Here is a 22584-nt window from a genome sequence, read left to right as displayed (position 1 = left end):
CAAAAAGCCGCAAACCGATAAAATATCGATTTACGGCTTTTTGATTTCAGATTCAAAAACGCTCTATTCCTGGTAAAATGCCCGCACCGCACGGTCGGTCATCAGGAGGTCAAGTTTAGAGACTACCTCGAACGGAGCATGCATGGAAAGAACCGGCACGCCGAGATCGATGACGTCTACGTTGAGCGCCGCGATAAATTTTGCAACAGTTCCGCTGCCGCCCGCGTCGACTTTCCCGTTTTCCCCCATCTGCCACAGCACATGGTTTTGTTCAAACATGCCTCGCAGTTGGGCGACATATTCGGCGGAGGCCTCGCTTGTTTTACTCTTTCCTCTTCCGCCGGTATATTTCTCGATTCCGACCCCGCCGTTCAGATAACAGGAATTACTCGGCTCGAATACCTCCGAAAAATTCGGATCGTAAGCCGCTGCCACATCGGCGGAAAGGCATTGGGATCCAGCCAGGACACGGCGTGCGGAAAGTCCCTCTGCCTGTGCCAAATCCTCGATAAAGTCCGTCAGAAAATGAGAATTCAGCCCCGTATTCCCCACGCTTCCGATTTCTTCCCGGTCCGCCAAGACCGCAACGACCGTCTTTTTCGGAGTTTTGGTATTTAAAGTTGCCATCAGCACCGGATAAGCGCAGACGCGGTCATCCTGCGCGTACGCGCCGACCATGCTGCGGTCAAAGCCGATATCCACCGCAGGGAACGCGGGGACAAACTCAAGGTCCGCGGAAACAAAGTCCTCTTCCGTGATCCCATACCTTTCGTTCAGGAGTTTCATCACGTTCAGCCGAACCCGGTTTCCCTCCAGAGAGGGCTCTTCCGGGAAAACAGGACGGCTGCCGTTGATCAGATTCAGTTTCTCCCCTTCGATCCCCTTCTCCATGGTTTTCGTCATCTGTTCATCGGCAAGATGAGGCAACAGGTCCGTGACGCAGAAGCGGGGCTCTCCGTCCTCTTCCCCGACCTTGATATCAACGGCCGTCCCGTCTTTGCGGACAATACGGCCGTGCATAGAAAGCGGAATCGCCGTCCACTGGTACTTTTTAATCCCGCCGTAATAGTGCGTCTTAAAAAAAGACAGCCCATCTTTTTCAAACAACGGATGGGGTTTCAGGTCAAGGCGGGGCGAATCGATATGAGCCGCCGTAATGCGCACGCCGTTTTGGCAGCCGTCCCGGCCGATGACTGCCATAAGCAGCGCTTTTCCGCGGTTATTCAGATACACACGGTCACCGGGCGCATATTTTTTATCGGGTTGAAAAGCGGAAAATCCGGCTTTCCTGGCCAAATCGACAGCATAAACGACCGCCTCCCGCTCTGTCTTCACGGCGTTCATAAATGCCTTATAACCTTCGGCGTACTCATACGCCTCGTTCCAAAGCTCTTCCGAAATCCGCGGGCTTTTGCCGCTCCTCAGAAGTTTTTCAGACAGTTTTTTGACATCCGCCGCGTCATTACTTTTTCGCATCTGACGACGCTCCTTTCTCCGCACAGGATTGCTCTTCCGTCAAGGGATAATGGCAGGCGACAAAACGCCCCGGCAAAACCTCCCTGAGCGCAGGAACCTCCGTTTTGCACTTCTGTTTGCAGCGTGTGCATCTGGGGTGAAAAACACACCCCGACGGAATATCGACCGGACTCGGCGGCTCGCCGGTAATCGCGTATTCCCTTGTTTTCATTAACGGATTTAATCCGGGCGTCGCCTTGATCAGAACATCCGTGTAAGGATGAAGGGGCTGTTGAAAAATCTGTTCCGTCCCGCCCTGCTCCACAACCGACCCCAAATACATCACGACGATTCTGTGGGTAATATAGCGAACCACATGAAGGTCGTGGGAAATAAACAGAATCGTCAGGTTCAGCGAGCGCTGAAGTTCGCCCAGAAGGTTGATGATCTGCGCCTGAATGGAAACGTCCAGCGCGGAAACCGGTTCATCCGCAATCATAAATTCCGGATTCAGAGACAGCGCCCGCGCGATTCCGACTCTCTGCCGCTGGCCGCCTGAAAATTCTCCCGGAAAACGATTCGCGGCCTCCGAGCCAAGCCCGCACATGTCAAGCAGCTCTTTCACCCGTTCCGGAATCTGCTGTTTCGTAACAACATGGTGAACGGAAAGCATTTCGGACAATATTTCAGAGACCGTCATTCTGGGATTCAGGGAAGAATAGGGGTCCTGAAAGACCATCTGCATGGCCGGACGAATTTTTCTCAATTCTTCCCCCCGCAGACCGGTAATGTCGGTTCCATTGAGCAGAATCTTCCCCTTCGTCGGCTCGTACAGACGAAGGATCGTTCTTGCCAGGGTACTTTTTCCGCAGCCGGACTCTCCCACAAGGCCCAGATTTTCGCCGCGGTAAATCTGGATGGAAACGTCGCTGACCGCCTTTACATACTTTTGCGGTTTCCCGGAAATGCGGTCCGCGATTCCGTATTTCCGGGCAAACCATTTGCTCAGGTTCCGGGTTTCAAGCACCTTTTGGGCCGTTTGATCATTCAATTTCCGTGTCATTTCAGTATTTTCTCCCCCTTGCGTCCGGGACGGAAATAATCCCGCTGAAATTTGTTTCGTCCTTTTTCAGGTGGCAGCGGCTCATGTGACCCGGCTCGACCTCCACCAGCGGGGGCAATTCCTTTTTACAGATGTCACGGCAAAATTTGCAGCGCGGGGCAAAAGGGCAGCCCTGCGGAAGATTCCCCAGATCAGGGGGAGAACCGAGAATCGGTTCCAAGCGGCTTCCCCGTTTGCTCTGGTCCGGGAGCGACGACATCAGCGCGTAGGTGTAGGGGTGACGCGGCTTTGCAAACAGTGTGACCGTATCGGTCATCTCCATCACCATACCGGCATACATGACGGCCACACGGTCGCACATCTGCGCGACAACGCCCAGATCATGCGTAACCAGAATCACGCTCATATCCAGCTCCTGTTTTAACCGGTTCAGCAGCTTCATAATCTGGTCCTGAATGGTAACGTCGAGCGCCGTGGTCGGCTCGTCAGCAATCAGCAGCTTCGGGTTGGAACCGAGTGCAATGGCAATCATCGCCCGCTGGCGCATTCCGCCGCTGAACTGATGAATGTACTCGTCCAGGCGCGTCTCCGGCATCGGAATTCCGACCAGTTTCAGCAATTCCACGGCGCGGTCGTTCTTTTCCTGCTTGGAAAGGTTCAGCCCCTCGAAGGACTCGTAAATCTGCTTCCGGATTTTCAGGACCGGGTTTAAAGAAGTCATCGGCTCCTGAAAAATGATGCTGATCTCTTTTCCCCTGATTTTCCGCAGTTCACGCGCTTTCATTTTGACAAGATCCCGCCCGCGGTACAAAACCTGGCCGCCGACAATCTTGCCGGGTTTTTTAATCAGCCGCAGCACGGACCGGCAGGTCTGGCTTTTTCCGCAGCCGGATTCCCCCACAAGCCCGAACGTCTCGCCCCTGCGCACGGAAAAGCTGACCCCGTCAACCGACTTTACCACGCCGTCCTGCGTATAAAAATAAGTCTTTAAATCTCTGACTTCCAGTAAATTCTCCATCGCCGTCACCTTCCTTTTGTCCGCAGGAAATCGGCCAGGCCGTCCCCTAAGAGGCTGAATCCGATTCCGGTGACCGCCATGACAAGTCCCGGGAAAAGAGTAATCCACCAGGCGATATTGATATACCCGCGGCCCTCGTTCATGATGGCGCCCCATTCCGGAGTCGGGGGCTGAATGCCAAGGCCGATAAAACTCAGGCTCGCGCCGGTCAGCATGTTCAGCACGATGTCGGAAGTTGCGAAAACAACCGCCGCGTTAATCACGTTCGGCAGCAGGTGGCGCAGGAGGATTCTGCTGTTTTTGAAACCCGCGATTTTAACCGCCTGAATGTATTCCGCATTTTTCAGCACGAGAACATCGCCGCGAACCAGCTTTGCATAAGAAATCCAGCCGACGACCCAGAGAGCGATGTAAACATTGATCATTCCCTGACCGAGCACGGTCATAATCGCGATGACAAGCACGATAAACGGAAACGCCATCAGAATATCGATGACGCGCATCAGGATATTGTCCAGAACCCCGCTGAAATAGCCGGAAAGAAGGCCGAGAATGCAGCCGACGACAAAGGGAATGACCGTGCCGAGCACGCCGAGCAGCAGGTCGATCCGCGTTCCCCATACAACCCGCGAAAAAACATCGCGTCCGTAATTGTCGGTGCCAAACAGATGCGCGCCGGAAGGACCCTGCAAAACGGCAAGGGCGTTCACCTCAAGAGGGTCGTGGGAAGTAAAAAGCTGAGGAAAAAGAGCGACGACCACCGCGAACAGCACGATGACCGCTCCGGTGAGGAAGGACAGATTTCTCAGCCAGGCGGGCCGCTTTGTGAGACGCCGTTCTTTGATCTTGGATTTAAACATCTTGCGGTCCTCCTTTTAAAATTCCACCCGCGGGTCAAGAAATGAATACAGGATGTCGGTCAGCAGATTGATGATCAGTACAAGAAGAGCAAAAAGGAAAACCAATGTCTGAACCAGCGAGTAGTCGCGCGAGAAAATCGCTTCCGTCGTGAGCGCGCCGATTCCGGGCAGGGAAAAGACAGTCTCGATAATGACGCTGCCGCCAAGCATATAAGCCATCCGCATGGACAGCAGGGTCACAGTCGAAATCATGGCGTTGCGCAGAATGTGATTGTTCTTCACTTCGCCTTCCGGAATCCCCTTGCTTCGGGCAAAATCCACATAGTCCAGAAGATTGATTTCAACCACGGAGTTGCGGATATTTCGAATCAGAAGGGCGGAAGTCATTAATGACTGTGTGATTCCCGGCAGAATCAAGCATTTCAGCTGATCGGGCAGCGTGGCGCCCCAGCCGCCGACGGGCAGCACGCGGAACCAAAGTCCGAAAACAATCATCAGCAAAAGCCCGACCCAAAACGACGGCATCGCGATCGCCGCAAGCGCGGTCGTACGTATCACGTGGTCGCCCAGCCTGTCTTTGTGCATCCCCGCAAAATAGCCGAGCGGAAAACTGACAATGAGTGAAAAAAGCGTGGATACCAGCGTCAGCAACAGTGTCACGCCGGTACGCTCCCTCAGCAGGTCGATCACCGGCCGTTGATATTTCAGCGAATCCCCAAGATTCAATGTGAGAATTCCCTTGAGATAAATCCAGTACTGCTCCAGCAGCGATTTGTTCAAACCAAGCTTTTCGTGCATGGCCGCCACTTCCGCGTTTGTTGCCTTCTCGCCCAGCACCAGACGGGCCGGGTCGCCAGGAATAAAGCGCAGCATGAGAAAGATGAGAATGGAGACCACAAGCAGAACGGGAATAATCTGCAGAATGCGCTTGATGATATAATTTAATCGATTCATATGTATGGCACCTTTTTATAAAGGACCGGGAAGTCTTAGGCGCTTCCCGGTCCTTCACAAATTCTTTTCACAAACTTATTTCGCTTTTCGCCTTCCAAATTGGCTTCACAGCACTGAACTATTTCGTTTTCTGGATGTCTTTGAGCCTCATGACGCTGAACGGACTTACTTCAAGATTCTGAATCTTATTGGATGTTGCGTAAACAAAATCGTTCCGGAACAGCGGAATTACATTTGAGTTGTCGGAAATCTTCTGCTGAATCTCTTTGTACATTGTAACCCGCTTGGTTTCGTCCATCTCTTTGCTGGCCTGCGCGTTCAGGTCGTCCAGCGCCTGATCCTTCAGCCCCGTGTACCACGCATGACTCTGGTCATAATCCGCAATCCAGCCGGAAACCTCGGACGGGTCCATAATGTCGTCCACCCACTGCAATACCGTGGCCTGATGCTGAAGACTTTGGAACTTATTGCTCAGCGCCGCCTTTTCCAGCAGCTCAATATTGACGGTAATGCCGGCTTTTTCCCATTCGGATTTGAGCAGAGTCGCAATCTGCTGGTAAACCTGTGACCCGGAGCTGACGCTGATGGTCAGTGTCACGCCGTTCGGGAACCCGGCCTCTTTCAGCAGCTCTTTTGCTTTTTCGGGGTCGTAATTTATCACCTTCAGGTCGGAATTAAACCACTTGCCCTGGGACTCGGAAAGGACGGAGGCAACCGGCTGGCCGTACTTTGTCGCAACCAGGTTGGCGATTTCCTGTTTGTTGGTCGCATAAAGGATTGCCTGTCTCACTTTCAGATTATCGAGCGGTTTTTTTGTCGTGTTCAGAATCAAGTAGCGGATCTGCGTGGATTTGAAAGTCTGTACCTTCAGATTCTGATCCTTCTGAATGGTGTCGACCTGAGAATACGGTACGTCTCCCACAACGTCGAGCTGTCCGGACTGAAGCTGCATGAGCCGGGTGTTGTCGTCCGGAATCACCGTGAATTTTAGGGTTGATGTTTTGGGGTAGCCGAACTCAGCGTAGTTTGGATTTTTGACCAGAGTCAGCGAACTGCCCTTGACCCATTCCTTCAGCATATACGGGCCGGTGCCCAGGGGTTTCTGCGCGTACTCAGTCCCGCCGACTTTGTCGTAATAGGCTTTGCAGCCCACCACCATGTTGAAGTTGCACAGGTCCGCCAGGAAAGGAGCCCACTGGTACTTCAGGGTAATGGTAACGGTCTTTTCATCCGCCTTCACATCTTTAATTTCTTCCGCGATAAAACGGTATTCGGAGGTGTCGCAGTCGCGCGCTCTGGTCAGCGACCAGACCCAGTCCTCCGGCTTTACGGGCGTTCCGTCCGAAAATTTGGTGCCCGGCTTCAGGTTGAAGGTGTAAGTCAGGCCGTCGTCGCTGATTTTCCAGTCTGTCGCCAGATCCGGTTCAATCGATGTGCTGTCCGCGCTGGTCGTAACCAGCCCCTGGTAAATCTGCTGCATCACGGTTGCTTCCGTGGGGCCGATGGACGACTGGTCCGGGTCAAGATACGCCGGGTCGCCGGCGAGGCCGATGTTGACGGTGTCCTCATACTCCGTTGCCGCGGACGAACTGCCCGCCGCCGCGCCGGACGAAGCGGATTGCCCCGAGCAGCCGGATAAGCCGACAATGCTGCAGGCCGCAAGAATCAGCGCGATTTTCCCTGTGATCTTCTTTTTCATAATACGCCACCTCTAATACTAAAAACTTTTTATGAGATCCTGATTGAGTCTTTTGATAATTTCGGTTGCCAGCCGAATCGCGTTCATGCAGTCCGACAAGGACGAAATGCCATAATGCGTATGCGCGTAGCGAACCGGAACGCCGACTACAATCACGGGGACTCCCCTGTTGGACAAATGGATCTGCGACCCGTTGGTCGAGCCGCCGGTACGCACCGCGGTCTGCACCGGAATACCGAGCTGTTCCGCCAGATCGAGCGCGAAACGCTGGAACCTCGGATTCGTAATCATCGCGCGGTCGATGAAACGGAGCATGGGGCCTTTGTTTACCGCAGTCTGAATCATGTAATCTTCCGTAAACGTGTCGTCCGCGGGGCAACCCTCAAATACAATCGCAATATCCGGCTTAACCGTGCGGGACGTTACCTTTGCACCGCGTGTCCCCACTTCCTCCTGGGAGGCAAGAGCGCCGACTACATCGACGTCCAGATTCTCCCCGACCAGAGTCTTCATCGTTCCGATCACGGAAGCGACGCCCAGCCGGCAGTCAAACGCCTTGCCGAACATCAGGTTTGTTTCCTCATTGTATTCAAAAGTTACGTCGGGGACAACCGGCTCGCCCATGCGGATGTGAAATCTCTGTTCCGCGTCTTCTTTCGACATGGCCCCGATATCGATCGCCATATTGGAAATATCGTTTTCCATTTTCTTTTCCGCTTCCGTCATAAAATGGGGCGGTTTACTGACGGTAATGCCCGGTATGTAGTTTCCCTCGGCGTTTCGGACTAAAACCCTGTGGGCCGCAATGGAATTCACGGGCCAGCCGCCCAGCGGAATAAAACGCAGCGTTCCGTTCGGTTTGATCGCCTGGACCATAAACGATACTTCATCCGTATGAGCGTCCAGCATTACAACCGGCTTATTCCCCGTGCTTCCTGCATGCCTGAGGTATAAGTTTCTGACACTGTCCTCCTGAATTTCGGCAATATCCCGGGCGTATTTTCTGGCTACCGCGAGGACCTCGTCCTCGAATCCGGAAGCTCCTTTTGCATTGGATAAATCTTCAGCAAGTTTTAAAAAATTTTGCTCCTTTGGCTGCATGCATTCATTCTCCAGTTTCTATATTTATGTTATCTGATCAAAACCTTTTTCAATCGATCGGCTGAGGCAGTTTCAGCTTCTTCATTTCTCCCATAAAATCAACAATATAGTCCGCAGTAGCCTGCAGCATTTCGCGGCCCCATTCGGGAGTCGCCTTTTCCGGATGGTCCGGGCCGATCCATCCGTTGCCGGCGTATTCTTTCACATAACGCGGGAACTGGACCGTTACGCCCTTATACTGTACGGAGCGGAATCCGGTGGTGATCATATTTTCGCCGATATCGTTTTTCAGCTCCATCGGGCCGATCATGCTCTTGTCCACAAAAGACTCGTTCACCGCCATGACGGCCGCCGTTTCTTCCGCGCCGCCGTGTCCGCCTTTCCATGCAGGATTCAATTCCCACGCCATCAGCCACCAGTTCAGCTCCGCCGCGAGCGCGCCCCTTTGATGCAGCTCGGAGCAGATGCGGTCCAGCACCTGAATATTCCCGCCGTGGCCGTTCAAAAATACAAACCGGCGAACCCCGAACCTGAAAAAGCCATCCGCGATTTTTTTCAGAACGCTGTACAGCACGTCGGTGCCGAGAGTTATGGTGCCGGGGAACATGGAAAGATCGTCGCACGCGCCGTAGGGCAAAGTCGGCGCGATCATAACATCCGACTTTTCTTCGATCAAATCCAGAATTTTATCGGGGATCAGCGTATCCGTACCAAGCGCAATATGTTTTCCATGACATTCGTTGCTGCCGACCGCTATGACGATCATATCGTTATTGCGGAAGTACTCTTCTGCTTTCACCCAGGAGATATGTGCCAATCTCATCTGTAATTTCCTTCCTTTTCTGAATTATTAAAAAAAGCAGCGGTCTCCCCTCGCTTTTGGGAAAGCACCGTTGCTTTCTTTTTAATAAGATAGTAAAAACATTATTATTTTTATATTTATAAAGTGATTACTATTATATAATTGTTTGGTCCTGATGTCAATACATTCTGCAATTTTTCATCGTCATTAATTCAAAATAGCAGGTAAACGGAAAAATCAATCAGGCGCCGGTAAAAAAGCCGCAAGCCTTCCGGCGGACTTCTCTTTCAATTCCTCCTAAAATTTCTTCTTGACATTCGAAAGTATTAGTGATATTTTAATAGTCGGTAAACGATTACGTAATGGAGATTATAGGTAAAATGTTAAATAATCCTACTATAAAAGACGTTGCTGAAAAAGCAAATGTTTCGGTCGCTACCGTTTCCCGTGTATTGAACGGTCTTACGGGCTTCTCCGCCGAAACGGAAGTACGGGTACGCAACGCAATCGCCGAGCTGGGTTACCAGTTTAACGCTGTGGCCAGAAATCTGAAACTGAAAAAGACAAATATTATCGCCGTTCTGATTCCTCAGGTGGAAACCACATTTTACGTCAAAATTCTAAACGGAATCGAGGACGCGGCGCAAAATTGCGGTTACAGCGTCATGGTCTGCCATGTGGGGATTTCCGGGAACAGAACGCAGGAATATATTAAAATGCTGGCGGAGCGCCAGGTGGACGGTATCATTGGCTGCAGCCTCCCTCCGGATGAGAAGATCGACACGCTGATGGCAGAATGTGAAATTCCCTGCGTGCTGGTTTCCACTCTGTCCTCCCGCTATTCCATTCCCTATATCAGGGTGGACGATTTCAAGGCCTCTTACGCCGCAACTACATATTTGATTAGCAAAGGTCATAAGAACATCGCGATGCTTGCGGGCTCTCAGGATGACGTTGTCGCAGGCGTGCTGCGACTGAAGGGCTACCGAAAAGCACTGGAAGACAACCGGATTCCCTACAGCCCGAAGCTGGTCCAGTATACCCGCTTCAGCTATGAAACAGGACTGCAGGCCGCAAAGGATCTGCTGAACAGCGGCGAAAGCTTCACCGGTGTTGTGGCCTGCTGCGACGAGGTCGCCGTCGGCGCAATTTCCGCTGCGTATGAAGCCGGGTTAAAAGTGCCCGATGCTTTCTCTGTGATCGGCTACGATAACACCAGAACCGCAGAAATGGCGGTTCCGCCCCTCACCACGGTTTCACAGCCTCTCTACCCCATGGGGGAGCAGGCCTTTCATATGCTGCAAAACGAAATGGAGCAGGGAAAAAAAGCGGAGAATCAAATCCTTCCCTATGAAATCGTTGAACGCGATTCGGTCAAAAAGGTCTGATTCTTTTTTGGTCCGGTTACGTAAACGATTACCTTTATTCCTTTGTCAGGCACTTTTCAAAGTTTTATTCTATTATTTTCAGGGGGTTGCTGTTATGAAAAACAAAGCAAGTCGTTTGGCGGCACTATTCCTTTCGCTGTCCGTCATGGCAGCGTCGATGGCAGGATGCTCGTCCGGTTCTTCCGGCGCTGCTTCCGCGGCTCCGGGGGCGTCGGGCGGTACGGCGTCGGCGACATCAACAAAAGACATAAAGGCTACGGTGACGTTCTGGCATACCTACAGCGCAAATTCAGAAGCGAAGGTGCTGAACGAAAAAATTATCCCGGCATTCAATCAGGAGTATCCGAATATCAAAATCAAATCGGTCACCATGCCGACCGATAACTTTAAGCAGCAGGTTTTACAGGCGGCGGCGAGCGGTTCCGCGCCGGACGTTATGCGGATGGATATTACCTGGGTTCCGCAGTTTGCAAATTTAAATGCTCTCGTTGCGGTCGACGGCATGGACGGATTCAGCGACATCAAGTCCAACAGCTATGAGGCTACTTTGAACACGTGTAAATGGAAAGAGAAATATTACGGTATTCCTCTCGATACCAATACGACGATCGCAATCTATAATAATGCCGATCTACAGGACGCGGGCTTGAGCGCGGCGCCGAAAACGATGGATGAATTAGCCGAAGCGGCTGAAAAAATCAAAGGCCGGCATCCAAACGGGCTGATCGGTATATCCGGAACCGGTATGTGGAGCATGGCACCGTATTTTCTGTCGCTCGGCGGAAAATATTGTGACGACGGCTACACAAAGGCAACCGGATATGTCAACAGCGATGAGAGTATCGCGGCGCTGACAAAGCTGGTTTCATGGAACGACAAGGGCCTGATCGGCAAGTGCATGCTCAACGGTCAGCCCGGAACATGGGACGGCCTGAAAGCAAACGACGGCTACATGATGGTGAACGACGGGCCGTGGTTCTATACCCTGCAGGATAAAAAGACAACCGACAACGATACCTATGCGCAAATGCCCGCCGACACTTCCCAAAGCATTTCGGTGGTCGGGGGCGAAGACATGGTCATGTTCCAGAACTGCAAAAATCAGGAAGCAGCCTGGCTGTTCATGAAATTCATGTTCTCCGATTATGCCCAGAAGACCATGGCGCTTGAGGTAAACCAGTATCCCGTCAACAAAAAAGTGGCTCAGGACTCCGAGCTGACCTCCAACCCGATTTTCAAAATTTATATGCAGCAGCTTGAAACCTCCTGGGCAAGGATTCCGAATCCGTCGATTGAGGAAATGGATAACGACATCAGCCTTGCTTTTGAAAAGGCATTCCGCCACAAAGGCACCGTAAAAGAAAATCTGGACGCGCTGGCAAAGCAGCTCGACGACCTGTTCGCGAAGAATTCATAAAGCTTTTTCCATTACGGCCGAACAAGCCGCGCCATCCTGAATCAAATCAGCCTGCCGCTCCGCAGCGGCGGGGCGGCAGGCTGGATTTTACTATATTTTTTGACGGGGAAGGTTCTTATGAAAAAAAGCAGCAGAATGATCTGGATTCTCTTGTCGGGCTTCCTATTATTCACTCTCGTCTTCGGCTGTTCCCAAAGCAATCAGGTCAAGATTCAGCCGACGGATTCTTACGCGGCCCAGAGCAAACTGATCCATGATGTGTTCACGGACAAATCGGCGTACCGTCCGAAGGAAACCGTCCACTTCACCCTTTCTTTAAACAATCAGACGGGCAGCGACTTCGAAGGAACGCTCCATCTGAATTTTAAACATCTGGATCAGACGGTAAAAACACAGGAGATTAAAGTCGGGCTGAAAAAGGGCGAGGAAAAGTCCGTTTCAGCCGCATGGCTTCCGCCGTCGGAGGATTACACGGGCTATCTGGTAGAGGTTCTGGCCGTATCGGGCAATCAAATAGAAGACCAGAAAAACACCGCGGTCGACGTATCGTCCACATGGGAAAAATTCCCCCGTTACGGTTACCTGTGCAATTACGGTGAAATGACGAAGGAACAGACTCAGGACACGGTGGATTGGCTGTGCAAATATCACATTAACGGGCTGCAATTTTATGATTGGCAGAACTCCCACGACCAGCCGCTTGCCGGCACCCTACAAAATCCGGCGGAAGAATGGAAAGATATCGCCAACCGCGACACTTTCGCATCAACCGTGAAGAACTATATTCAGGCCTGCCACAGCCGAAACATGATGGCCTGCAACTACAATCTGATGTTCGCGGCGTACAACGATTACGAAAAGCGCGGCATTCAAAAAGAATGGGGGCTCTATAAGGACCCCGAGCATGATTTGCAGGACACGCACGAGCTTCCGGCCAGCTGGGCCAGCAATTTGAATCTGATGAATCCCGGCAGCCCGGGTTGGCAAAACGACCTCCTTTCACGGGAGAAAGATGCTTTTGAAGTTTACAATTTCGACGTCTTCCATGTCGATACGCTGGGCAACCGGGGAATTCGGTATGATTACGATGGAAACAGGATTTCACTGGACGAACAGTACACCGGTTTTTTAAACCAGGCAAAAAAGGCTCTGAAAAAAAGGATCGTAATGAACGCGGTAAACGGGTACGGAGCAGGCGAAGCCGCCAAAGCGGACACGGACTTTCTGTACACCGAAGTCTGGCCCGACACCTACCCGACCTACAGCCGCCTGAAAGACGCAGTGGATGATAACACACGGCTTTCCGGGGGAAAGAAATCGTCTGTAATCGCCGCTTATATGAATTACAAAGCGTCCGGCCGGGAGTTCAACGAAAACGCGGTCAAACTGACAGACGCCGTTATTTTCGCCGCGGGCGGGTCCCACCTTGAACTGGGAGATACCGGGATGCTTTCAAGCGAGTATTTCCCGAATCAAAAAATGATTTTATCGGACCACCTGAAAAATGATTTAAGAAGCTACTACGATTTTCTGACCGCCTATGAAAATATTCTGCATGGCCAGAAAAGCTGGTCGGATCTCACCGCGGAGATTGACGGTTATCCCGTCAGTGATTCGGCCGACACGGGCAGCGTTTGGGTTTTCGGTTCCAAAAACGGAGCGTGCGAAACCATTCATCTGATCAATCTATTGTCGAGGTCCGACGAGCAATGGCGCGACGATACGGCAAGCTGTGAAAACCCCAAAGCGCTCGGCGCCTTTACTTTGAAGTTGGACGATTTTTCCGGCAAAGTCAAAAGCGTTTTCCTGGCGTCGCCGGATATCAAGGGCGGAAGCATGTTTCCTCTTGACTTTTCCGTAAAAAATGGAAAACTAAGTGTAAACATTCCTTCCCTGCAATACTGGGATATGCTTGTCGTGCAGACGCAGGCATAATCGTCCGGCTCAAGCAATTACTCGGTTGTCTTATCAGGAGGTGTGTCTATGGATAAAAACTCGATTGAAAAAACGTCTTTCCGCAAAGGCGCGCGCCAGCTGATCGCGGTTGCTCCGTTTATCCTCATCGGATTTGTTTTCGTCTGCATTTTTGTCATCTATCCGCAGATTAAAAACGTCTGGATGAGCTTAACGGAATATAACATCATGCAGCCGTCGAACAGCGTCTTTGTGGGAATCCAAAATTACGCCAAGGCCTTTGTCGGCGATGAAAAAGATAAGTTCTGGATTGCCTTTCGCAACGTAATCCTGTACGGCGTATTCACCATTCCACCCGGGATGCTGATCGGACTCATCCTGGCTGTTCTGATCAACGGCGTTAAAAAGTTCAATACGTTTTTCCGCGCGATTCTGTACCTTCCGGTTCTCATCGACTGGATCGTCGTCAGTATCATCTTTCTCTATCTGTTTTCCGACGGAAAAGCGGGCCTTGTCAACTACTACTTAATGAAGCTGAATATTTTACAGCAGCCGATCGCCTGGTTCTCAAGCACCTGGACCGCGAACGCGGTCATCTGGATTTTCGGTATCTGGAAAAGCATCGGGTGGGTGATGATTATTTATCTGGCGGGCCTGCAGGGAATTTCAAAGGATATTTATGAAGCCGCCGAAATAGACGGCGCGACCAAAACGCAGAAATTTTTAAAAATCACCATTCCCTTAATCCGGCCCACAACGTATTTCGTTCTGATCAATCTGATTATCGGTTCCTTCAACGTGTTCTTTGCCGTCTATATGCTGACTAGCGGCGGCCCCATCGGAACTACCGATGTCTTGCAGAACTACATGTACAATCAGGCCTTCAAATACATGAACTTCGGCTATGCCTGCGCGATCAGCGTCATCACAGGGCTTTCGATTCTGCTGCTGACGATATTTAGAGATAAGTTCTTTAAATATGAAAGGAACTAGGTGGCTTGGATGAAACACAGACTTGGTCAAAGTGCAAAATACCTATTTCTATGGCTTTTTGTCATCATCTCGCTCATTCCGTTTTTATCAATGATCAGCACATCCTTCAGTCAGGCGATGTACGAGCTGCCCTACCCGCCGAAAATACTGCCGGATTCCGTCAATTTTTCGAACTACGTTAAGGTCATAGAAGAGGACAATTTTTTACGGTACTTTGTTAACAGCGTGTTTTTGGCAACGGTTGTAACAGCGTGCGTTCTTCTCATCTCTTCCATGTCCGCATACGGATTTGCAAGGTTCGATTTCCCGTTTAAAAAATTAATTTTCAACCTTTATTTGTTTACCATGATGGTTCCGGGAGTGTTAAACCTGATTGCCCAGTATTCCGTCATCAGCGGAATGCATCTGGTCAACACCTACACGGGGATTCTTCTGCTGATGGTCGGCGGAGGCATTGCCGGCAACACCTTCTTTTTGCGGGGCTTCTTTGAAAACATCCCCCATGAGCTTGAAGAATCGGTGATCATAGACGGCGGCGGACGCTGGTGCGTTTTTTGGCACATTATTCTCCCGCTTTCCAAACCCTCTCTCGGAACCCTCGGCATTATGGTGTTTTCAGGAATATGGAGTGATTTTTTCACCGTTCTGACCTTTATAAAAGACAGCGACAAATGGACCCTGCCCGTGGCCCTGCAGCTGCTGCGCGGGGAACACGCAACCGAATGGGGAACGGTGATGGCAGCTTCCGTCCTCCTGTTTATTCCGGAGCTGATTATGTTTATTATCGTACAAAAAAATCTTGTTCAGTCCGCGGGCGGCGAAGGCGCCGTGAAGGGCTGAGGTGAAACCAAGACGGGAGGCAAACCATATGATTCGAGACATCACACCACTAAAAGCTCAGTTTTCCATGAACGAACCCCTCGCTTTCGAAGTCCATGTCGAGGAGGGATTTTCTTCCGACGACACAGTGAAAATCCGGCTGTTTCATTTGGGCCGGCTTTGCTTTGAAGAAGAGAAAGCCGTTCAGAAAACCCTGTTGTTTCAATACGCTCCTCCAAACAGCCGGGGAAGCATGGAGGGATATTGGGTGCAGGCCATCCAAAAACGGGGTGAGACGGTTGTCTCGCGGCAAACCACCGCGTGCGACAGGGCGGTAAACTGGAGGTACGCTCCGAGATACGGCTTTTTATCCGATTTTGAGAAAGAAAATCTCACGGACGACAGGGACATTCTCCAGATGAACCGTTATCATCTGAATGTCATCCAGTTTTACGACTGGATGTACCGGCATGACGATTTTTTCCCTCCGAAAAGCGATTTTACGGATATTATGGGGAAAGCCTCTTCCATGGACGCGGTCAAAAATAAAATCGGGCTTGCACACCGCCACGGCATGAAAGCCTTCGCTTACGGCGCCGTTTACGGAGCCGAAAAGTACCGTCAGGAGCACCCGGAATGCTCTCTTTATGACGGGCACGGCGAGCCGATGAAATTTATCGACCGCATCTATTTTATGGATATCAGCAGGGGCAGCGAATGGCACGACCATATTCTCGGCGAATATAAAAAAGCGGTTGAATTCGGCTTTGACGGCATTCATATGGATCAGTACGGCTTTCCCAAGGAGGCGTACGCCAAAAAGAACGGAAAATGGAGGCTCCGAAAGCTGCGGGAAGATTTTCCCGCGCTGATCAACGACACAAAGGCGGCCCTGCCGGGCTGCGGGGCCATTTTTAACGCGGTTAACAACTGGCCGGCCGACGCCGTTGCGGATACGGATCAGGACTGTGTTTATATCGAAGTCTGGTCCCCCAACGACACCTATTTCGACTTAACCCGATTAATCGCCGACGCAAAGAAGGCGGCGCCGGACAAACAGGTGATTCTGGCCGCATATCTGCTTCCCTTCGCGGGCTGTGACGATCCTCAAAACATCATGTGGACCGCCTTTCTTGCGATGGCGACAATCTTTTCAAGCGGAGGCTTCCATCTTCTGCTCGGGGAAGAAAACGGTTTGCTGACACAGGCATATTATTCTGATTACTGCCGGTTGCAAAGCGGGGAATTTGTCTCGCGAATGCTTGACTATTACGATTTTATCACCGCATACGAAGAGCTCCTTTTCGACCTTTCTCTTGTCGACGACACCAGAACGCATACCGGCGGAATCAACGAAGATTATCTGTTTGCCGGGGCCGAATTTTCAACGACTCCAAAGGCCGGCTGCGTTTGGACCCAAATCAAACACACGGCGGCTTACCGGGTGATCCACCTGGTCAATTTTACCGGGATCGACCACATGGATTGGAACCGTGCCCAGGAAAAATCGCCCGATTTTGTGAAAGGAATCCACGTTGACGCGCTGGTCGCGGAGGACGTGGAGGAGGTGCGCCTGATGTCGCCCGATTTGAATCACGGAGAGAGTCAAGCGCTGAATTTCACCCGCAGTATACGCGAGAACGGGTGCCGCGCGGTTCAATTTTCAGTTCCGGAATTGAAAATCTGGGACGTCATTGCGATCAAGGTAAAATTACCCTAACGTCAATGCAGGGATCATAGGCAAAAAATTATGACGACAGCGAGGTTAAGTCAGTGGAAAAGAAATGGTGGAAAGAAGCCGTCGTTTATCAAGTCTATCCGCGAAGCTTTCTGGACAGCAGCGGGGACGGCGTCGGCGACTTGCGGGGAATCATCCAAAAGCTCGACTACATCCGGGATTTAGGCGCAAACGTGATCTGGCTCTGCCCGATCTACGATTCGCCGAACGCGGACAACGGCTATGATATTCGGGACTACCGCAAAATCATGAAGGAATTCGGTACCATGCGGGATTTTGAGGAGCTGCTCGCACAGGCCCATCAAAAGGGCCTGAAAATCGTGATGGACCTTGTGGTAAACCACACCTCCGACGAGCATGAATGGTTCCAAAAGAGCAGGCAGTCACCCGCGAATCAGTACCGCGGCTATTATATCTGGAAAGACGGAAAAGACGGCAGGGAGCCCAACAACTGGGGCGCTGTCTTCGGCGGCTCCGTATGGAAATTCGACGAATCCGCAAAACAATATTACATGCATCTGTTTGCCGAAAAGCAGCCGGATTTAAACTGGGAAAATCCTGAGGTGAGAAAAAATGTCTACGATATGATGACCTGGTGGCTGGAGAAGGGCGTCGACGGGTTCCGGATGGACGTGATCAACGCCATTTCCAAAGATCAGCGTTTTCCCGACGGAGAGGTTCCGCCCGGACAAAAGTACGGAGACGGATGGAAACACACCACCAACGGGCCGCGCGTCCATGAGTTTTTGCAGGAAATGTACCGGGAGGTTCTGAGCAAATACGATGTGATGACGGTTGGAGAAACCGGCGGAATCACAACGGCGGACGCGCAAAAATATGCCGGTTTTGACCGGCATGAGCTGAATATGGTTTTTCAGTTTGAGCATGTGGACCTCGGCGGCAACGAAAACGGAAAATGGAACGACCGGCCGGTTGCGCTGCGCGACCTGAAAGAAATCATCACCCGCTGGCAAACGGAGCTGGACGGAAAAGCGTGGAACAGTCTGTACTTTGGCAACCACGACCAGCCGCGCTCCGTTTCACGGTTCGGCAGCGACGGAGAATTCCGGGAAAAATCCGCAAAGCTGCTTGCGACCCTTTTGCTGACCCTGCAGGGAACGCCTTTTATCTATCAGGGGGAGGAAATCGGAATGACCAACGTCCCCTTTCAGAACATCGCGCAGTTCCGCGATATTGAAACGCTGAACGCCTACCGTGAGCTGAACGACCGGTATCCGGGCGAAGAGGCTCGGGTCATGCGGTACATCCGCGCTAAAAGCCGCGACAACGCGCGAACCCCCATGCAGTGGGACGATACTCCCAACGCGGGCTTTTCCCAGGCCGAGCCGTGGATCCCGGTCAATCCAAACTATCGCCGGATCAATGTCAGCCAAAACCTTTCCGACCCGGACTCCGTTTTTCATTATTACCAGAAAATGATCCGGCTGCGCCGGAAATTCCCGGCGCTGATTTACGGTTCCTACCGCCCATTGCTGGAAAACCACGAACAGGTCATCTGTTTTGAGAGAGAGTATCATGAAAAGACTCTGCTTATTGTTCTGAATTTCAGCAAAGAAGCCGCGCAGGTCAGGCTTCCGGATTCCGTCGGCCCATCCGGATCTCTGCTCATTTCAAATGATCCGGCATGCGAAAACCAAATTCTCTCGAAAACGATGGATCTTCCTCCTTTCGAAAGCCGCGTCTATCTGTTAAGCTGAACCGAAACGCTCGAAACAAAGTGCTTTAAAATGAATTTGTGACAGCAAACTACGCGAAGCAGCAGGGTCCAACAACATGAAAATGCGCCTGAAAGCGGGTTTTAACGCCCGCTCAAGGCGCATTTTTTGCAATTATTTTGTAAAGGTGTCACAGGGTTTTAAAGTATTCCGTAGGAGTAACATGGTAGAATTTCTTAAAGACCGAATTAAAATGCTTGGAATTGATAAACCCAACCTCCGCGGCTAATGTATAGATTTTCTTGTTTGGGTCCGCCTTCATTCTCATAATTGCCTGTTCCATTCTGACCCGGGTAACAAATTTGGAGTAAGGCTCCCCCACTTCCCTGTGAAACAGATCGCTTAAATAGCTGGACGAAACCCCTAATTTTTCAGCGATCAGCGTAAGGCTGATCGGTTCGCTGTAATGGGCGGCAATATATTCTTTGGCCCGTTCCGCCAAATGATTGCCGTCATCGGCAAGCTGAAGCTTTTCATCCTGATTCAGCGCAAGGATCGCCTGATAAACCGCGTCCGCCATTCCATCTCCCGCCGCCTTGCCGCGCGTTTTCTGCCATGACAGCGCAAGCTGCTGAAAACCTCTTTCCAAACGATTTCTTTTGACTTTGCCCTTCTTACAGATCTGCTGCAGAAGGGAAAGGCCAAAACGCGCGGAAACCAGAGGGTCGGCATCGTCCGGCAAACCTTGAAAAAAATCCTTGAGACCGGCGTAAATCCCGGAATCATTGCCAGATATATAGTCGGAATAAACCGAAGACGCGAGCCCCGCAAAGCCGTCGGCGGGATTCCGTCCGTCCTCCCCCGAAGAGAGCCCCGGCTGCTGCAAAAAAGCCAGGATGAAATTCTGCGACGCGGCTTCATAGGAATTCCGCAGGCACAGAATATCATGTTCCACCGTACCAATCGCGTTTAGTGTCGGAACAGAATAGTCGCGTTCCATTTGGGAACGCACCTCTTTGTAAAACCGCCGAGCCTTTTCGAGCATCTCTTCTTTTTCCCGGGAACAGATTAAAACGGCCGTGTTGTCTCCGTCGCAGTAGCATACCGCGGAGTTGGGGTCGTCTTTGCAGTTTTCCATGCAGGTCTGATTCAAGCGCATTTGATACGACTCCGTTTCCTGGTAGCTTTTTCCCTCGGTCATTAAAGCAGCCGAATCGACTCCGATTATCCCCACACAAGAATAAGCCTGCTGAAGCAGCTCCATCTTTTTGCCTGCCATGACGGAATAAATCGATTTCATGTTGGGGCTTTCCTGATGAATCACTGAACTCAAAAACCGGGACCGAAGCTCCGGATCCGTCAGCCTCTCCTCTTTGAAAAGGAAATCCTCCGAAAAGAGTTTTGACTGAGCCGAGCGGATCTGCTCGGAAATTTTCTTCAGCGTATCGGCGATGCTCTGATCGCTGATCGGTTTTAAAAGATAGTCCGAAACGCCGCAGCGAATGGCCCTCTGCGCATAATCAAAATCATCAAAACCGGAAATAATCACGACTCTGGTCTGAGGATAGATTTCGCTGATAAATTTTGCCAGCTCCAGGCCATCCATTTCCGGCATCCGAATGTCCGTGACCACAAGCTCAAAGCTCTGCCGCTGCAGCAATTCAACTGCCTGCAGGCCATCCAGCGCAATGCCGGAAACCTGCCACTCCGGAGCAATCCTTTCAATACTGTTTTTAAAATACTTCACCATCAACGGTTCGTCGTCAACAATCATTAAGGAATACATCGGTCCGCTCTCCTTTCCTGCCGTTGATCGGCATACGCAAAGATACACAAGTTCCCTCATTGGTCTTTGATGCAACGCTGATCCCATATTCCGCCCCGAATTTCAGCTGCAGTCTGGAATTCACATTCATCAGCCCAATGCTTTCGTTCAGAACGTCCTCTCCCCGGTCAGAAACTTGAGAAGGAGGAACCCGAAACATGCGGTTCATCTCTTCCACCTGCGGCTGTTCCATTCCTCTCCCGTTATCCTCAATGAAAATCACGAAGCTGTTTTTCTCCTCTTTACAGCCGATTTGAATGACGGAATTTCCCCGTTTCAGCTCACAGCCGTGAATAATGGCGTTTTCCACAATCGGCTGCAGCGTCAAAGCAGGAATTTCATACTTCATAAACTGCTCCGGAATCTCAATCCGGTACAAAAAGCGGTCTTCATACCGGGTCTTTTGCAGACTCAGATAAGCATCCACCAGCTTTAGCTCCGCAGACAGCGGAATGTCCTTGTCTGTGTTCATGACTCCCCGGAGAAAAAACGAAAAATCCTCTATGCTGCGGATTGCCTCGTCCTGCTCCCCGCACTTGATCAATAAGCTGATCGTATTGAGCGTGTTATACAAAAAATGCGGCTTAATCTGACTGCACAGCACGTTGTACTGCGCCTCCTTCTGCAGATAGCGCGACTGATAGACCTCCTTGACGAGCCGGGTGTTTTTGCGCACCGTTTGCCGGAGCCTGTTTACCATCGTGTTGAAAGATTCGGTCAGATACCCGATTTCATCATGGTTTTTCACCGGAACCTGCACCGACAGGTCGCCGTCCTGCACCTCCCGCATCCGCCTGACGATCGTAAAAATAGGATTTAAAAAGCTGTTTGCAAACAGGACCAGTACAAAAACGGCAGCGGCCGCGCAGACCAGCGCAGCGATAATCGCGGCGTTCCTGGTTTCCAAAAAATACCGGTTTAACTGGTTGTAAGAACTGATTTTTGCGATCTTCCAGCTTGTCGTACTCAGGGTGGAAGTGTTGATGACATATTTTGTCCCGTCAATTAAAGAAATCGTGCTTCCGTCCGTCTCCAGAGCAGCCTGATAAATTGGGTCATCCAGCTTTCCGACCGTAAATCTGCTGTTCTGGTAGATAATGTTTTTATCCTGGTCGATAATAAAAAGCGCGCTGCCGTCCTCCAACTGAACTTTATCGCAAATGGTTTTAATTCCCGCGTAATTCGCGTCAACCTTGATCACGCCGAGAACCCTGGAATTATCCTCTTTGCTTCGAAGGCTCTGAACAAAGGAAAAAATCTGCGTTTTGTCGTTTCCGAAGACCTTTTCCGAATGGACGGGAAGAAAAATCTGTTCCTGGGTGGAAATGGCCTGCCGATACCACGAGGATTTCGTGTAATCAAGGTAATCCGCCATGTTATAGGGCGTTTTTACATTGGAGTAAACATCGCTGTTCGTCAGAATATAAACGCGCAAAATATCGTCGCGGGGCAAGATCATGACGGAGCCCAGATAATTTTCGATTTTTCGCTGCTTTTCCAGCTTCTCCATATCGTTTTGGGGTTGACTTTCCAGTTCCTCCATGACACTGTTATTGTAATAGGGCGTCAGGCTGAGCCGAAAAAGCTCTTTCAGGTAGGTATCCACATTCATGCTGATCTGATCGATGATCTGCTGGGTCTGTTCTTTGGTCTGCTCCGTAAAGTAATTCGTATAACGGTTATAGCTTAATACGGATACCAGCGTCACGGACAGGACGATCAGCAGAGATATGATCACCAGCAGCTTTCGCCGGATGCTCCAACTGCGATAGGGGTGAAAAAATCGTCTTTTCATCAACGCCGCCTCCCCCTTATTAACATTATACCAACAATCCGGGCGTTAAGCAATTAAACCAATAATC

Annotated in this window: 17 protein-coding genes; 7 read left to right on the top strand and 10 right to left on the bottom strand. The window is 51.0% G+C overall.

Translation table 11 applies throughout. The features are described from left to right. Positions 1–63 precede the first annotated feature (63 nt). The 8 genes from CAFE_RS16190 to CAFE_RS16155 all read right to left on the bottom strand — a co-directional run bounded on the left by CAFE_RS16190 (position 64) and on the right by CAFE_RS16155 (position 8973). Positions 64–1476, bottom strand: a complete 1413-nt coding sequence (locus CAFE_RS16190) for an aminopeptidase (RefSeq protein WP_156991199.1) — start codon at positions 1474–1476, stop codon at positions 64–66. After that, positions 1463–2518, bottom strand: coding sequence for an ABC transporter ATP-binding protein (locus CAFE_RS16185; RefSeq protein WP_066646049.1), 1056 nt, complete (start codon positions 2516–2518; stop codon positions 1463–1465). The genes CAFE_RS16190 and CAFE_RS16185 overlap by 14 nt, the downstream gene beginning before the upstream one ends. A 1-nt stretch (position 2519) precedes the next feature. Beyond that, positions 2520–3536, bottom strand: a complete 1017-nt coding sequence (locus CAFE_RS16180) for an ABC transporter ATP-binding protein (protein WP_066646048.1) — start codon at positions 3534–3536, stop codon at positions 2520–2522. A gap of 5 nt (positions 3537–3541) precedes the next feature. Further along, entirely contained in the window at positions 3542–4396 is an 855-nt protein-coding gene (locus tag CAFE_RS16175; protein ID WP_066646047.1) for an ABC transporter permease, read from the bottom strand. A 15-nt stretch (positions 4397–4411) separates the two neighbouring features. Then, positions 4412–5350, bottom strand: coding sequence for an ABC transporter permease (locus tag CAFE_RS16170; RefSeq protein WP_066646046.1), 939 nt, complete (start codon positions 5348–5350; stop codon positions 4412–4414). Positions 5351–5468: 118 nt separating this feature from the next. Then, positions 5469–7049 (bottom strand): ABC transporter substrate-binding protein, encoded by a 1581-nt coding sequence (locus CAFE_RS16165; protein ID WP_156991198.1) that lies wholly within the window; start codon positions 7047–7049, stop codon positions 5469–5471. Between the two features lie 18 nt (positions 7050–7067). Next, positions 7068–8150, bottom strand: a complete 1083-nt coding sequence (locus CAFE_RS16160) for a M42 family metallopeptidase (protein ID WP_156991197.1) — start codon at positions 8148–8150, stop codon at positions 7068–7070. 49 nt (positions 8151–8199) lie between these two features. Continuing rightward, on the bottom strand, positions 8200–8973 hold the full coding sequence (locus tag CAFE_RS16155; RefSeq protein WP_066646040.1) for a creatininase family protein: 774 nt from the start codon (positions 8971–8973) through the stop codon (positions 8200–8202). Between the two features lie 359 nt (positions 8974–9332). On the opposite strand from CAFE_RS16155, the gene CAFE_RS16150 reads away from it, so the two are divergent. The 7 genes from CAFE_RS16150 (at position 9333) to CAFE_RS16120 (ending at position 18939) form a co-directional block, all read left to right on the top strand. After that, positions 9333–10340, top strand: coding sequence for a LacI family DNA-binding transcriptional regulator (locus CAFE_RS16150; RefSeq protein WP_066646038.1), 1008 nt, complete (start codon positions 9333–9335; stop codon positions 10338–10340). Positions 10341–10434: 94 nt separating this feature from the next. Beyond that, positions 10435–11757 carry an extracellular solute-binding protein gene (locus CAFE_RS16145; RefSeq protein WP_066646031.1) on the top strand — a complete coding sequence of 441 codons (1323 nt, stop codon included), beginning with the start codon at positions 10435–10437 and terminating at the stop codon, positions 11755–11757. Between the two features lie 117 nt (positions 11758–11874). Then, a complete protein-coding gene (locus CAFE_RS16140) occupies positions 11875–13692 on the top strand; it encodes a glycoside hydrolase family 66 protein (RefSeq protein WP_156991196.1) in 1818 nt (605 codons plus the stop codon). A gap of 48 nt (positions 13693–13740) precedes the next feature. Further along, positions 13741–14664 carry a carbohydrate ABC transporter permease gene (locus CAFE_RS16135; protein ID WP_156991195.1) on the top strand — a complete coding sequence of 308 codons (924 nt, stop codon included), beginning with the start codon at positions 13741–13743 and terminating at the stop codon, positions 14662–14664. 9 nt (positions 14665–14673) lie between these two features. Further along, complete coding sequence (locus CAFE_RS16130) at positions 14674–15504, top strand: carbohydrate ABC transporter permease (protein ID WP_066646028.1); 831 nt, start codon at positions 14674–14676, stop codon at positions 15502–15504. 28 nt (positions 15505–15532) lie between these two features. Then, the gene (locus CAFE_RS16125) at positions 15533–17203 is read left to right on the top strand and encodes a glycoside hydrolase family 66 protein (protein ID WP_139104086.1); all 1671 of its coding nucleotides are present in this window, start codon (positions 15533–15535) and stop codon (positions 17201–17203) included. Positions 17204–17256: 53 nt separating this feature from the next. Continuing rightward, entirely contained in the window at positions 17257–18939 is a 1683-nt protein-coding gene (locus CAFE_RS16120; RefSeq protein ID WP_066646026.1) for a glycoside hydrolase family 13 protein, read from the top strand. 148 nt (positions 18940–19087) lie between these two features. On the opposite strand, the gene CAFE_RS16115 is transcribed toward CAFE_RS16120, so the two are convergent. Continuing rightward, a complete protein-coding gene (locus CAFE_RS16115; RefSeq protein ID WP_066646020.1) occupies positions 19088–20683 on the bottom strand; it encodes a response regulator transcription factor in 1596 nt (531 codons plus the stop codon). Continuing rightward, complete coding sequence (locus tag CAFE_RS16110; protein WP_066646018.1) at positions 20661–22517, bottom strand: cache domain-containing sensor histidine kinase; 1857 nt, start codon at positions 22515–22517, stop codon at positions 20661–20663. The genes CAFE_RS16115 and CAFE_RS16110 overlap by 23 nt, the downstream gene beginning before the upstream one ends. Positions 22518–22584: the final 67 nt, after the last annotated feature.

It is taken from the genome of Caproicibacter fermentans (genome assembly GCF_009746625.1).
In the GTDB taxonomy this organism is placed as follows: Bacteria; Bacillota; Clostridia; order Oscillospirales; family Acutalibacteraceae; genus Caproicibacter; species Caproicibacter fermentans.
This window is presented reverse-complemented; position numbering and strand designations above follow the sequence as displayed.

Coding starts and splice junctions, on each gene's coding strand:
- CAFE_RS16115 (WP_066646020.1), bottom strand. CDS start 20,683: ATGTATTCCTTAATGATTGTTGACGACGAACCGTTGATGGTGAAGTAT.
- CAFE_RS16125 (WP_139104086.1), top strand. CDS start 15,533: ATGATTCGAGACATCACACCACTAAAAGCTCAGTTTTCCATGAACGAA.
- CAFE_RS16145 (WP_066646031.1), top strand. CDS start 10,435: ATGAAAAACAAAGCAAGTCGTTTGGCGGCACTATTCCTTTCGCTGTCC.
- CAFE_RS16170 (WP_066646046.1), bottom strand. CDS start 5,350: ATGAATCGATTAAATTATATCATCAAGCGCATTCTGCAGATTATTCCC.
- CAFE_RS16185 (WP_066646049.1), bottom strand. CDS start 2,518: ATGACACGGAAATTGAATGATCAAACGGCCCAAAAGGTGCTTGAAACC.
- CAFE_RS16155 (WP_066646040.1), bottom strand. CDS start 8,973: ATGAGATTGGCACATATCTCCTGGGTGAAAGCAGAAGAGTACTTCCGC.
- CAFE_RS16190 (WP_156991199.1), bottom strand. CDS start 1,476: ATGCGAAAAAGTAATGACGCGGCGGATGTCAAAAAACTGTCTGAAAAA.
- CAFE_RS16180 (WP_066646048.1), bottom strand. CDS start 3,536: ATGGAGAATTTACTGGAAGTCAGAGATTTAAAGACTTATTTTTATACG.
- CAFE_RS16160 (WP_156991197.1), bottom strand. CDS start 8,150: ATGCAGCCAAAGGAGCAAAATTTTTTAAAACTTGCTGAAGATTTATCC.
- CAFE_RS16130 (WP_066646028.1), top strand. CDS start 14,674: ATGAAACACAGACTTGGTCAAAGTGCAAAATACCTATTTCTATGGCTT.
- CAFE_RS16135 (WP_156991195.1), top strand. CDS start 13,741: ATGGATAAAAACTCGATTGAAAAAACGTCTTTCCGCAAAGGCGCGCGC.
- CAFE_RS16140 (WP_156991196.1), top strand. CDS start 11,875: ATGAAAAAAAGCAGCAGAATGATCTGGATTCTCTTGTCGGGCTTCCTA.
- CAFE_RS16150 (WP_066646038.1), top strand. CDS start 9,333: ATGTTAAATAATCCTACTATAAAAGACGTTGCTGAAAAAGCAAATGTT.
- CAFE_RS16110 (WP_066646018.1), bottom strand. CDS start 22,517: ATGAAAAGACGATTTTTTCACCCCTATCGCAGTTGGAGCATCCGGCGA.
- CAFE_RS16165 (WP_156991198.1), bottom strand. CDS start 7,049: ATGAAAAAGAAGATCACAGGGAAAATCGCGCTGATTCTTGCGGCCTGC.
- CAFE_RS16175 (WP_066646047.1), bottom strand. CDS start 4,396: ATGTTTAAATCCAAGATCAAAGAACGGCGTCTCACAAAGCGGCCCGCC.